At 58.9% G+C, this 13,515-nt stretch carries 10 protein-coding genes; 2 read left to right on the plus strand and 8 right to left on the minus strand.

From position 1 onward, the window contains the following. Positions 1 to 375: 375 nt before the first annotated feature. Positions 376 to 2,139: a sensor domain-containing phosphodiesterase gene (locus tag PSCI_RS03200; RefSeq protein ID WP_231906356.1), complete on the minus strand. Its 1,764-nt coding sequence runs from the start codon at positions 2,137 to 2,139 to the stop codon at positions 376 to 378. Positions 2,140 to 2,603: 464 nt separating this feature from the next. On the opposite strand from PSCI_RS03200, the gene mntP reads away from it, so the two are divergent. Further along, on the plus strand, positions 2,604 to 3,170 hold the full coding sequence (gene mntP / locus PSCI_RS03205) for a manganese efflux pump MntP (RefSeq protein WP_045482731.1): 567 nt from the start codon (positions 2,604 to 2,606) through the stop codon (positions 3,168 to 3,170). Between the two features lie 59 nt (positions 3,171 to 3,229). Here the strand turns inward: mntP and PSCI_RS03210 are convergent, their stop codons facing one another. The 7 genes from PSCI_RS03210 to PSCI_RS03240 form a co-directional block, all read right to left on the minus strand. Beyond that, positions 3,230 to 3,952, minus strand: a complete 723-nt coding sequence (locus PSCI_RS03210; protein WP_045482734.1) for a hypothetical protein — start codon at positions 3,950 to 3,952, stop codon at positions 3,230 to 3,232. 321 nt (positions 3,953 to 4,273) lie between these two features. Continuing rightward, a complete protein-coding gene (locus tag PSCI_RS03215) occupies positions 4,274 to 7,954 on the minus strand; it encodes a tubulin-like doman-containing protein (RefSeq protein WP_052483344.1) in 3,681 nt (1,226 codons plus the stop codon). A 111-nt stretch (positions 7,955 to 8,065) separates the two neighbouring features. Further along, positions 8,066 to 8,476, minus strand: coding sequence for a hypothetical protein (locus PSCI_RS03220; protein ID WP_045482737.1), 411 nt, complete (start codon positions 8,474 to 8,476; stop codon positions 8,066 to 8,068). A gap of 33 nt (positions 8,477 to 8,509) precedes the next feature. Further along, positions 8,510 to 9,976, minus strand: a complete 1,467-nt coding sequence (locus tag PSCI_RS03225; protein ID WP_144403184.1) for a hypothetical protein — start codon at positions 9,974 to 9,976, stop codon at positions 8,510 to 8,512. Continuing rightward, the gene (locus tag PSCI_RS03230) at positions 9,973 to 11,436 is read right to left on the minus strand and encodes a hypothetical protein (protein ID WP_045482743.1); all 1,464 of its coding nucleotides are present in this window, start codon (positions 11,434 to 11,436) and stop codon (positions 9,973 to 9,975) included. The genes PSCI_RS03225 and PSCI_RS03230 overlap by 4 nt, the downstream gene beginning before the upstream one ends. A gap of 184 nt (positions 11,437 to 11,620) precedes the next feature. Further along, entirely contained in the window at positions 11,621 to 11,971 is a 351-nt protein-coding gene (locus PSCI_RS03235) for a YceK/YidQ family lipoprotein (protein ID WP_045482746.1), read from the minus strand. Between the two features lie 99 nt (positions 11,972 to 12,070). After that, positions 12,071 to 12,709 (minus strand): hypothetical protein, encoded by a 639-nt coding sequence (locus tag PSCI_RS03240; protein WP_045482749.1) that lies wholly within the window; start codon positions 12,707 to 12,709, stop codon positions 12,071 to 12,073. Positions 12,710 to 12,930: 221 nt separating this feature from the next. Here PSCI_RS03240 and sodC point away from each other — a divergent pair, with 221 nt between their 5' ends. Beyond that, positions 12,931 to 13,458 (plus strand): superoxide dismutase family protein, encoded by a 528-nt coding sequence (gene sodC / locus PSCI_RS03245; protein WP_045482752.1) that lies wholly within the window; start codon positions 12,931 to 12,933, stop codon positions 13,456 to 13,458. Positions 13,459 to 13,515: the final 57 nt, after the last annotated feature.

The raw sequence follows: 13,515 nt of genomic DNA on the forward strand, positions 1-13,515 counted from the left end.
AAGGTCGCTCCCACAGAGTTATAGCGCCTGACGAACAGTATTGGCTTAAGTTGCAATACTGTTCGCTCAGGTACTGTATGCCCCCGGTGGGAGCGAGCTTGCTCGCGAAGAGGCCGGTAAAGTCACAGCAACTGCTGCGAATGTGCCGCCGCCTTCGCCAGCAAACTGGCTCCCACCGGTCTAACTGACCAGTATTGGCTTTAGTTGCGAAGCTGCCTATACGGCAGTGAAGTAGACACTCTGCTCTTTAAGCCTACGTTTTAAAAGAGAAAAGTGCTGATTCCGGGCCGGGAACCCTTTTTCTCAGCATCGACCTAACCCATTGATTTATGTAGGCACGAGCCTGACCTCAAAAAAGAGGGTCTGGCAGGATGGCTAGTCCTGCGCCTGCCGCGCCCACGCAAGCAACGCTTGCGGCCCCATCGGCCGGGCGATGTAGTAGCCCTGAATCTGGTCGCAGCCCCATTCCTTGAGCAATTCGTACAATTCTGCGGTTTCGACCCCTTCTGCGACCACTTTGTAGCCAATGGTCTGCGCCAACTGGATGATCGAGATCACCACTGCGCGGTCCTTGGGGTTGATGCATGCATCGCGCATGAACGATTGATCCAGCTTCACCGTCGTGGCCGGCAAGGTTCTCAGATAAGTCCAGTTGCTGTAGCCCGTACCGAAGTCATCAATCGCCAGATGAATGCCGCAGTCACGGATGCGCTCCAGATTACGGTGAGTCACCTGCGGGCTGATCATCAATGCCCCTTCGGTGAATTCAAGCTCCAGCAGATGCGGCTCAATGGTTTTCTCACGCAACAAGCCGATCAAGTGCTCGACGAAGGCCGAGTTGGCCATATCGGCGGCCGAGACGTTGATCGACACCGGCCAGTCATGCCCCAGCGCCTTCCATACAACCACTTGCTCCAGCGCATGATGCGCCACCCACAGACTGATCTTGCCAATCAGCGGGGTCTTTTCCGCCAGCGGGATGAACTCACCGGGGCTGATCAAACCAAGTTCCGGATGCCGCCAGCGCAGCAGCGCCTCGACGCCACACATCCGGCCCGTATGGGTATCCACTTTGGGCTGGTATTCCAGAAAGAACTGGTCTTCACGCTCTACCGCGATGGTCAACGAACTCAGCAAGGTAAACGCACGCACTTGGGCCCGATCCAGCTCTGGCTCGAAGTACACCCAGCCCTTGCCCTTGTGCCGGGCGTGGTCAGCCGAACTGACCAGACAACGCAGCCAGTCTTCATGCCAGTCGCCACGGCAGAGCCGTAACATGCCCAACCCGGCCCGCGGTTGCAGAGGGATACCGGAACATTCGATCGGCTGCTCGATTTCTCTGGAAAGCTGATCGATCAAGTCTGTGATATCGCCGTTGCCCGGCACCATGAAGCCAAAGCGCGTGGGGCTGATCTTGTACAGGTCGCGCTCGCCAATGATGGCCTTGAGCTTGTCCTTGAGCAGCAACATCACTTTGGCTGCAAAGGGGTAGCCCAGCGACTTGACGATTTCATTGAGGAACGCCGGCGAGATCATGTCGGCAGCGATCACCGTCAGCGGCTCGTCACGGTTGCGGTACGCCTCAACGTCTTTTTCGAACTTGAGGCGGTTGAACAGGCCGATGGTGGCGTCAACATAGCTGGTTTCGCGCAAGTCGCGGATGCGCAACATGACCACTTTGGCTATTTGCTTGAGCATGGTCTGTTGCTCAGCATTGAGGCTGTCACGCGGCTGGGTGTCGATGATGCAGAACATGCCCAGCGGCACGCCATCGCCAGTCACCAATGGGTAGCCCGCGTAGAAGCGAATACCCGGATCGCCCTGTACCAACGGGTTATCGCGAAAACGCCGATCACTGAGCACATCAGTGATCTGAAAAAAATCATTGGTCAAGATAGCCCGCGCACAGAACGAGTCGATCAACGGAGTCTGCCCGACACTCATGCCCGACTGGGCCAGAAACCACTGGCGGCTGTCTTCAAGAATCGAAATCAGTGCAATCGGCACATCGAAATGCACGGTGGCCATCTGAATCAGCTCATCGAACATCTCATCCTTGATGCCCTCAAAACACGCCATGGCGTCCAGCACGTGCTGGTGCAGCGGTTTGGCTGAGGATGCGTTTGCTTCGTCCTGCACTTACAGATACCTCGCTAACGGGTGCTATCAACTGACACTCTAACGGCAATTGCTGACGCCCCCGACAAAAAAGCGCCCAAGGGTCAGCGTATCCTGAGCAGAGACAAGATTCGACACACTCCGTCGGTTACCCTCCTGCCTCGCTGCGCTTGTATGCCTGCGTAACGCAGCAGGCAAGGACCCAGCAATGAAGATGATGGTAGTCGGCGCGAATAAAGGCGAACCTGAAGAACCTGGCTTACCCAAAAAAACTTCACCCGCCGTTCATCCAGGTTTGTATATAATCGCCGCTTCCGTTGGGGAGTAGCCTGTCAGCGAGCAATCGCTGGCGTTCGTATCAACATTCTCGGCATGTCAGCCGTGGTACGAACACCTTTTAGGTTGGTGAGACCAGCGACATTGCACACGCCTAAAGCCGGGCGCGTTGCCGTGTCGTTGACTCATAGCCCGGCTGGACGTAAACCGTGACCCCGTTTGCCCTTATCTTCCTCGCTCTGGCCATGTCAACGGACGCTTTCGCAGCGGCCATCGGCAAAGGCTCCGCACTGCACAAACCCCGCTTTCTCGAAGCCCTGCGCACCGGCTTGATATTCGGCGTCATCGAAGCTATCACCCCGTTGATTGGCTGGGCCATCGGCCGCGCCGCGTCAGTATGGGTCGCCGACTGGGACCACTGGATTGCCTTCACCCTGTTGATCGGCCTGGGCCTGCACATGATCTACAACGGCGTGAAAGACGACGGTGAGGAAGAACAGGAAAGATCCAGCCAGCACTCGTTGTTCATCCTTGCCGTTACCGCCGTGGCAACCAGCATCGACGCCTTGGCAGTGGGGGTGGGCCTGGCATTTGTCGACGTGAACATTCTGGTTGCCTCAGCGGCGATTGGTCTGGCGACGCTAGTGATGGTGACCATCGGCGTGATGCTTGGGAGAGTGCTCGGCACGATGGCCGGTAAACGAGCCGAGATTGTCGGCGGCGTGGTGCTGATGATTGTGGGCGGGACGATTCTGTTTGAGCATTTGACGGCTTGAGCCTCATAGAATCCCCCAGTAAACAGGGGGATCCATACAGCCAGGGCTCTATCGGGTGATCAATTGATAATCGAGCGGATCACGTCTTTATTCTGCTGCTGTTGCCCTTGATTATTCTGCCGTTGCGGTTGTTGCTGCTGACGCTGAAACTGCTGCATCTGCTGACCCTGGCGAATGATATCGTCAGTGCTGCTGCCGGAAGAGGCGTTGAACGCCGGGCGGTTGAACGCATTCGGCGGAGCGACATAGTTACCTGAGTTCTGTGCCCGCTGTTGCTGAGCCGCACGCTCTTGAGCACGCTGACGTTGCTCGCGAACAGCTTGCTGCTCTTGAGCAAGCTGTTCGCGCCGACGCTGTTCTTCAACGCGCTGCTCACGCAACTCCTGAGCCTGACGATCCAGCTCTTCGCTTCTGCGCCGCGCTTCAAGCTCGTCCTGAGCCGCTTGCGCGCGGGCCTGCTCCTGACGAGCACGCTCGGCGGCGGCCTTTTGTGAGGCTTCGGCTTGTAGCCGGGCCTGCTTGTCATCTTCGACCTTCTGCAGTCGGGCCAGGTCGGCTTGCGCCTGTTGCTTGAGACTCAGGGCACGTGGTTCGTTGCGGTCTTTCTGCAGTGCGCTGTCGGCATTGTCGATGGCGCAGCGGTAGTCTTTTTTACCCAGGCAGTTCTTGCCGGCCGCAATGGCCTGCTCGATCTGTTGCTGGTCATGCTTGTTACCCAGCTGCTGCAAGCCATAAGCACCTACGCCCAAAACAGCAACGAGGGCCAGGCCGATCTTGCTCATGCGCCGCTTCGGCGGCACAGGCGCCGCAGTATCGGCTGCTGGCAAAGGTGCTGGAGCTGGAGCTGGAGCTGGAGGCGGCGGTGTCGGCGCTGCTGCGGCAGGTGCCGCTGCAGGTTGAGGAGCAGGCGCAGGCGCCGGGGCGGATGTTGCCGCAGGCACCGGGACTGGCGCAGGCGGTACGACCCGCAGAACCGGCGCAGCACGCGTCATGTGCGTGCCGCAGAACGGGCAGTGATTCACCGGCCCCGCCAGTGGCTGGGCACACATGTTGTTCAGGCAGGCAGCAGGAAACTGCAAGGCTTTGGCTGTCTCAGACATGGCTCAACTCACTGGCGGTGGCGGTGGAATGCTGGCTGCCGCTGGCGGGCCGCCGACCGGTGGCTGGAACAGTGAGGCCAGCTCAACGATTTGCCCGGCGCCTTGCCAACCGGCCATGCCCTCACGCCACAACTGGCTGTCGCGGGTTACCTGGCCGCTTTGCACGTACTGTTGCAATTGCGCGGTGGTGTACGGACCGTAGGTGCTGCCGGCCACACTCAAGTGGTAGCTGTATTGCGGCAGCGCAGCGGGTGGTGGCGGCGGTGCGAAGCCGCCCGGGGCCGGCGGTGGTGGCGGTGCGGCAACGGCTGGCGCAGCGACCGGCGCGGTTGCGGGTGTCTGGGCATTGAGCAGGTTATCCAGCCAGCCCTCATTGAAGAACTCATTGCGCACGCTGATTTTTTCAGCGTGTTCAGGATGGACTTCGTCGTGATAAACATCGGCACGTGAGCCGACCACAAATTGACTGAATTGCCCCAACGCCGCCTCTGCACTACGGACCAGATGGTCTTCCTGACCTGGAACCTGACGCTTGAGGCGCGCCTTGTATTCATTTTTGAGCAGTTCGGCAATCTTGAACGGGAACGACTGAAACGACTCGGAGGCGCCCTGCTCGTCAATACGCTTCTGCGCCTTATAGGCGCTGCGGCTCATCTCGTCGAACACCACGACCAACGCGGCAACCTGAGCATCGTTGAGACGCTGGGTGCGGCTGCGCACCTGATTCTCTATGTCACCGCGATGCACCGGCTTGAAGCCGCTTTGGCGAATCGAGAACTCATCACCGATGGTGAAGTCTTCTTTATCGATGTAGAACTCGTACAGGTTGTTGTCCAGGCGCTTGAGCACACCCAAGGCAATGGCGTGCAGGTAGAGCTTGAAGTCTTCTGCAAACTGCCGGTATTGCTCTTGCGTAAACTGGATGGGTTGCACGAACTGGCTGATGCGCTTGTGCACATGCAGCGGGATCGCGGTGCTTTCCTTGCGGTAGCTGGCCAGGTAGGTCGGCAACGGGGTCAGCGCCGGCATCGGGAAGCCCGACAACTCGGTGAAGCAGATCAGTTTGCCCGGCGTGCCCGACTCGACAAACTGAATCTGCCCGGCGTTCAAACCGGTGCCTTGTGGCAGGCACTGGCCGAGCATCGCACCGTAAACCCGCTTGAATTCGCTGGCGTCGTTGACGCCGATCAGGCAGGTGTAGCGGTCTTTGTTGATATTGAAACCGCCAGTGAGGTTAAGCGGCGTCCACGGCATGGCACGCTGCAGCAACTGGCGGAATTTCTCGCGCTGCTCATCCGGGTTCAGGGCGCCTAACGCGGCCATCAGCGGGTCAGCGGCCGAAGCCTGCCGGGGCAATTGCTGTACCGATTTGTTACGCAGTTTCGACAGCAACTCTTCCTGGCCTTCTTCGGTCTGCAGCTTGCCGAACAGCACTTTGGAACCGCCAAAATCCTTGAACGCGTCTTTGGCCCACTCACGCACGTCCGGGTTTTCACCCATGGCTTCTTCGCTGTTTTGCACCAGCGTCAGCGCAATCAGGGTGGCGTGTTCCTCCTTGATGCTGGCGTCGATCTTGGCGATATCGGTGTCGATACGTTTGAGCAATTGGTTGACCGCGTTGCGGCCATCTTGCAGACGACCGACAAAACCATTCCAGACCGGCTGGCCGTTGTGGTCCACCGACTCTTTACGGCCCAGCCACTCGGAAACATCACGCAGCAGCAACGCAGCTTCGCGGGCCGCGATAAAGCGGACATAGAACAACAGGCTTTCGCGCAGGGTGTCTTTGATCTGTCCCAGAACCGTGTCGGCCTGTTTGTCTTTACCACTCAGGCGGGCAAACAAGCCCTTGTCGGTAGTTTCCTTGAGGCGCTCGAACTCACGTGCCAGTTCGGCAGACTCAAGCTTCTCGGACAGTTCGCGAAAGCGCGCGGCGTTCTTTTCCAGCGCCGGGATAATCCCGCCGCCCTCGTTTTCCAGACGGTCCTTGAGCATTTCGACCAAGGCCAGGGTGTAATCCAGGCCACCGCGCTCGTCGTCGTCCAGACGGCGGAACAGTTTTTCCGGCAAGGCATCTTCGCGGGTCAGTTCAGCCAGTCGCTTGAAGCGATTTTCACGAATCCGCACTTCGTGGTTGCGCTCGGCGCTGTCCACCGAGCTGCCCTTGGTGTCGCGCTCCAGCTGCTGCTGGATTTCACGCACATGGGTCAACCACTGCTCTTTATCCGCGCCACCACTTTGCAGGCGCTCAAACAAAGCTTCGACTTTCTGCTCGATCTGGCCAGTGACGCTGATGTCACCGTCGACCTGCAACAAGTCGTCAGCGATCTGATAATGGGTAAACTCACCCGTTGCCACAGTCAGCTCAACACGCGACAGAAACTCGGGCAACTCGGTGAACGTGCGCGGGGTCACGTTGAGCTGTTCTTTGAGAAACTCATCGCGCTCTTTATCGGTAGGCCGGTTGCCGCCGGCAGCCGCACTGGCCACGCCGAAAAATGCCTTGAGCATCTGCTGCACCTGGCGGCACAAGCGCACGTTCTGCCGAGCGTCGATGCGAGTGTCCAGCGTTGCCTGGCCAATCGAGGAGTAGCTGCACGGGAAGCGCAACTCGGTGTTGTCACCGTAGTCCTGGGGCAGACGCACGGTATAAGAGCGGATCTTGTGCTGGTTCTGGTTGACCGCGATCGAGCGCTTCTTGTTAGCGAAGTCCTGCGAGGTGAAGTCGGTGAACAACACGTCAGAGAGCATCTCGTAGATGTCTTCCTGATCGCTGGTCTTGGCCTGGGCGATGTTGGTGTTATCGATGATGTAGACATCATCGTAAGGGCGCGTGTCGATAAACAGGTTATCGGTGGCGTCCCAGTGCTTGAGCAATGGATTGCCGCGCATGCAGGTTTCCAGCTCCATCAACGCCGCATAGCCGTTGGCCTGCACGCGCTCGGTGTTGTAGGCATGAAAGCCGCCGGGCAATACAAAAAACAGATCGACCTTACCGGCGATGTTGCTCTCTTTAAGAATCGCCTTGGCCAGGTAGCCCATGTCCAGAAACGAGCCCGAACCGGTGCCGCCAGCAGCAGAGCCGGTGATCACGATGCGGATCTTTCCAGGCTCGATTTCCAGCCCGAGTTTTTTCAGTTTGTCGGCCTGGGCACCGATATTGCTCAGCAGGCGGCCGACCTTGTCGCGCAGTTTGTCGCGAATGGTCGGGTACTTGTCGAAGAAGTACAGGCGCGACAAAGCGCGAATCTGCCCGGCGCCCTTGGACGGGTCGATGCCCAGATGGCGGATCTTTTCCGGGGTCAGCGGAAACCACTCGGCCACTTCGCGGTGCCGGTTGAGCTCGTCGATGGAGTGGGTGTACTTGCTCAGGTTGAGCTGCTCGATGATCTTTTCTTCCGAGGTGAAGCTCACCTGCTCGGCCAGCACGTCGGTTTTCACCGACTTGCCGTCCTGAGTGACTTCGCCGGAATCGAGGTCGAAGTTGACAAATTGCACCACCGGGAAATCGGCGATCTGCTGCACCTGGCTATTGCCGCCCCAGATGGCATTGAGAATACGCCGGCGCACGCGGATGTTGACCTTCATCCCCGTACCGCCAAGGGCGATGAACAGCGTCGGGTGAATCTTCTCGACGATGGGGGTCGTTGCCGTCGCGCCGGTTGGCTGTGCAGTGTCGCTCATTGAAAACTCCATGTGCCCGGGCCGGGCAGGCCGAGTGGCTCGGCATTGATCCAGATATTCAGTACAGGCAACCACGGCCGCAAGATGCCGTGGTCATGGCAAGCGCTTTGCTCAGCGCTTGGCAGAGAAGGTCATCAGCCAAGCCACCAACGAGATCGCTGCCACAGCACCGAGCGGCGCGAAATACAACGGCGCCAGGAACTGGCCCGAATTGATCACGGCAAGCACGGCCATGGCTGCGACCATCAGCAACCCCAGGAACAGAAACCAGGCCGAGGCGTTGGCACGGCTGGGCGCCACGCGCTCACGCACCCGCCAGTTGGCGTAAGCGTTCTTGATCACGAAGAAGACAATCGCCAGCACCACCAGCACGGCAACGCCAATCAGCGCATCGCGGCTGTCGACTTTTTTCGGTCCCAAGTCCAGCGGTACAGGCGCGGCAAGAGTACTTGTGGTGGTTGCCGGAGCTGCTGCCTCGGTAGTGCTTTGGATCGGGGCTGGCAGTGCGCTGGTCTGGGCCATTTGAAAAACTTCCTTGAGAGACTTGAGAGTGAATTACTTGAGACGCACAGCGATATCAGGGGCCTGGTCTTGCAGACGCGCACCGAACAGGCCACGTTTCAACGTTGCGACCTTGTTCTGACGGGCGTCATAGACACCCACACTGGCAAACGGTTTGAGTGGATAAGGCTGGGTCATGCCTTCCACGGCAACGGTGAACGTTTTCTTGCCGCCCAGCATGGCGAGCAGCAGCAACAAACCGATCAACAACGCCACGAACAAGCCAAGCAGCAATAGCACAGGCCCCAACGGGTAGCTGACTTGCAACACGATTGGCAGACGCGTTGCCGAACTGCTGGCGTCGCTTGAGGGCACGAACACATCCGGCAAGGCATCACCGGGAAACAGTTCGTTCATGCGTTTGACGAAATCCTGAGAAATGCGCAGTTGCTGCTCGCTCAAACGCACTTCAATGGCGCCAGAACGCTGATAGCCGCTGGAAAAAATCACTTCACTGGACCATTGAGACGGCAAAGGCGGCAATTGCAGGCTGATCGCCAACGGCGCGGAACGTGCGCCGGGCTCAAGGTCACTGATGCGCGCCAGCGAAATACTCGACTGCAAGGCTTCGCCCGGCATGTCCAGCGCCATGTCGATCTTTGCATCGTGAATCTGGTAGGGGTTGAACTGATTCTCGAACTGCCCCAACAGCACCGCCGTTTTAGGTGAGCTGTCGACCTTGATATTGAGCACCACCGTCTGCTGATCAGGCGCCAGCTCAGCACTGACGTCCTCGGTGTCCTGCACACCAGTGGGGATGAAACGCACCGCCGATCGCGTCAGTGGTTTCAGCCGCACATGATTGTCGTTGAGCAGGCTGGACAAGGCCGGCTGAGCCAATACCTGTTCCAGCGCAGCACCGGCACTCTTGCCATAGGCCAAGGCATAGATCATCAGGCCATTGGCTTGATAGTTCGGACCTTTTACCGGCATCTTCTGTGGGAACGCCGCAATCCGGCTGATCGACTCATCCTTGTGCAGCAAGTCATAGAACTCGCGGTTCTTGAGCTGCGTTTCACCACTGTTGTTCGGGCTGTTCTTGTTGTTGGTGATGATCCACACAATCCCTTCACGACCCTCAAGGCCGGTGGTGATTGCAGCCAGCAACGCTTCCTTGAAATCGGTGTCTGCGTAAGCGCCGCCCGACTTGCGCGCCAGGTTCAATTGGTTGACGCTTTCAGCCAGCTTGCCGTGGGTACCGGGCCCCCGGTAAGTCCATTGCGGCGAGGGGTGCGAGTTGTCGGCCTGGTTAAAGCCACCGACCACGACTTCGCCGTCACCCGCCGCCGTGGCCGCCAGTTTTATGACCAAAGGCTTGAACGCAGATGCCGGGTCCACGTAGAACGGCTCCATCCAGCCGGAGTTCTGTACCAGAAACACTTGGCGCAGCGGCTGCGCCGAGGCCGTGGCGCAGGTCAACGCCAACATCAGCGTAGCGGCGCGAAGCATCAGCTGTTTCATTCGGCTTTCCATCGGTAGAGCGCTCCACTGGAATCGATGTACAGCCACATCGCGTTATCGAAAAAGAACCATTGGGCTTTCCAGGGTTCGCTGACCAACGCCTTCAAAGCAAAACCAATGCCGCCAACCTGATCAAGCCGATATTGCACATCGGCTTTCTGCTCACTCTGGAGAAACTCATCCAGCGGGCGGCTCTGCTGGGCTCGCATCGACAACAGCAGGCGCTCAGCGGTGAACTCGACAAACGGATACACCACTTCGCGGGTCGTGGGTTCGAGGTTTTCGTCGTGTTCATCCCATGGCCGTTCCAGGCGGATGTTGTATTTAAAGCTCAGGTGCCCGGTGCCCAGCCGATAGCCCTTCACCGGACGGGACGGGTCGGTTGCACCGACATCCAGTTGCAGATAGCTCAGGCGCTCATCGCTGGACACTTGCTGCCACAAACCACTGCCATCGCGAAAAGGCGGGCCTTGCTCAGGGTATGCCGTGGCGCCATCTGGCCAAGGATGCCATTGGGCTTGCACGGCCATGCCCTGACGCAGGCTCAAATAACCGTGTTCACCAATCCACAGCAAACGTCGTGAAGAAGGATCGCGCACGGGTGCTGAAAGCCGGGTCATACGCTGCGGATCAGCATCAGCGACCGGGTAGTGCTCCCAGCCGGTATTCGTCGGGCTGACCAAGCGCACGCTGCCATCGCTCATGACCAGCGGTAGCCAGGCACGATCTTCCAGATCCCCAGGCCCAGCCAGTGCCCGGCCCTCTTTACGCTGGGTCCGGTACTTGAGAGACACCGGGTCGACCTTTATCAGGACCGCCCCCTCTTCACCGCCCAAAAACAAGGCGTTGGTCCCATCAATGGCAAGCAGGCTGACTGACCAGGCCCAGTTCTCCAGCCGAGTACGCCCGATTGGCACACTCTCGGCATGCAGCTCTTGCCATTTACCCGCGCCGCGTAACCACAGAAACAGGCTGCCTTCACGACCCAATGCGAACAACGCATCGCGGTAGCCGCCCACATTGGCGACAAAGAAGTTCAAGCCGTTCATGCGCGGCAGTTCGATGATTTCTTTGCTGTCGTTGAGATCGCGAGCGCCGCTGCGCTGCAAGCGCTGGAACACGCCAGACACAATCTTCTGCGCCATTGCGCACTGGCCATCGGCGATCACCCGCGAGCCACTACCGTCACCATAAGGCGGCAGCCAACAGCTTCGGGCATTCCAGGCAGGAGCAGGCAGCGGCTCGCCGCTACTGGGGCAGAACTTGAAGGCTGCGGGCAGGTATTGACTGGAAGAACCGGGTGCCAACCGGGCACCGGCGAGATAGTCCAGATCGACCAGGCAATCGCCAGTGTCTACGCCAGCGATGCTGCGCAACGAGAAACGGCCATCAGGGGTTTGCTGCCAGATCTGATTACCAAACGTCCAGGTGTGCACACCGTCCTTTGTGGCTGTATCCATAAATTCCTGCTTTGCACTTGAGCCAACCGGCCAGCCTGAACATCAGCGCTGCCAGCGATAGGTAGATTCGGGTGTCATTTGCGAAGCGGTGACAACGCGATAAGTAACAGCATTTTGCCAGCTAATCATCCAGCAAAACAATGCCATATCAAGGATGCAGGCCGCGCAGCAGTCCGCAACAGGCTCACTTGACGTTGCCTGGTTGCCAGGTCGAGTTGGGAATCACAATGTTGCCGTCGGCCATCTGGCGATAGAGGGTGTAAGGCAACACGACGGTGTCGAGCACTCCAGATATTGCGCCATCAAGCAGCACACCGGCCAGCAGCCCGCCACTCTTGTCAGTGTTGCTGGCCGGTTTGGCGTTCAACTGGCAGAAGGTGTAAGTAACACCGCTGTAAACCCGGGCGATCTCATCGCAATGAGTATTGAGCTTGCGCAGTTCGCGACCACTGTACTCATCATCACGAAACACTGTATTGATGGTGCCGCAACCACTGAGCAGCAGGATTGCCAACCCTACAATTCCTTTTCTCATTCCTGTATCCCTGTCATCGGTAGATGCTCAAATTGCCCTGTTCGCGCTCATTACTTGCGAACGTAAAGGCGGCATCCTAACCCACAACCCTGTGCACCATCAGCCATGGCGCTGTTCAAGTTCCATCAGTTCTTGCTCGATGCCGTCCATCAGCACCTCCCAGTCGGCCTGGGTTCTTTGCCGGGCATGGCCTTCGATGGGGAACAGAAAATCCACGATGCCCGGCCTGACCGTCCCCTTGGTTACCGGCCCGAAGAACTCTACCGTCAGCGCCCGCGCCAGCATGTCGAGTTCGGCGGCGTGATTGACCCAGCGCCAGTCGTCACGAACCACCATTTTGTCGAGCAGGATGCATTGTTTCTTGAATGCCCGTAGCGCAAGGCCAAAGGGGCTAACGGCCAGCTGGGCGATGAGCCGCGCGTGATCGGATGCCATCCGCTGCTCGGTGGCGGGGCCGAAGAACCACTCATTGAAGCCGATCTCGATTTCGCGAAACGCCACATTGGCGTCCCAGATGATGCTCAGGGTCTTGTTCTGCCGGATATCGCGCTTCCAGGTGCCATAGGCGGCGAAGGCAACGCCGGCAATGCCACTGACCGCCAGCGCCCCGATCACTGCCGAGGCCGAGTCGACGACCGCATAGGCCTGGCCGGAGCCGGCGCTGAGCATGGCCGCGCAGACCAGCACGATGAGGGCAAGACAAGCACTGTAAAACCCGAAGGCGTAGGGGTCTTTCATGATTGCACCGAGCCGGTTATTCCCAGTGGCGGGTGGCATCAACCGCTCAGATGACTGAGCTGAGCCTAGCCAAACTTCACCCGCTTCGCCCTGCCACGAGGCATTGATGCGACGGCAGGACAGGTTGAACCAATATCTTCATCCGGCTGCCCAAACAGAACCGGTAAGGTGTCGGTGCTTACTTTTTTCGATTCACAAACAACAGGATGTGTTGAACGCCTATGAAACATACTCTCTGGCTCGGTCTGCTCGGTGCATTTTCCCTTAGCGCTCACGCGGCCTCACTGGACGTCCCGGTCAATATCGTCAGCGCCGATGGCGCGCCTAAAGCGGCCGGCAGCGTGCATGTCGAAGAAACCCAGTACGGCCTGCTGTTCACCCCGAAACTCAGTGGCCTGCCGGCCGGCATTCATGGGTTCCATGTCCATCAGAACCCGAGCTGCGACGCGGCCGAGAAAGATGGCAAAAAAGTTGCCGCTCTGGCAGCCGGCGGTCACTTTGACCCGGCCAACACCGGCAAGCATTTGGGCCCATACGACGACAAGGGGCATCTGGGCGACCTGCCGGCGATCTACGTGACCGCTGACGGCAAGGCCGAGTACCCGGTCCTGGCCCCGCGTATCAAAAAGCTCGACGAAATCAAAGGCCGTGCCTTGATGGTCCATGCCGGTGGCGATAACCACTCTGACCACCCTGCCCCGCTGGGCGGTGGCGGTGATCGTTATGCCTGCGGCGTGATCAAGGGCTGACGGGGCGGGGCGGCGGGCTATCTGGCTCGCTGCCCGTCTGCCAGACCGATACGGCAG

The sequence above is a fragment of the Pseudomonas sp. StFLB209 genome, from assembly GCF_000829415.1.
GTDB lineage: Bacteria > Pseudomonadota > Gammaproteobacteria > Pseudomonadales > Pseudomonadaceae > Aquipseudomonas.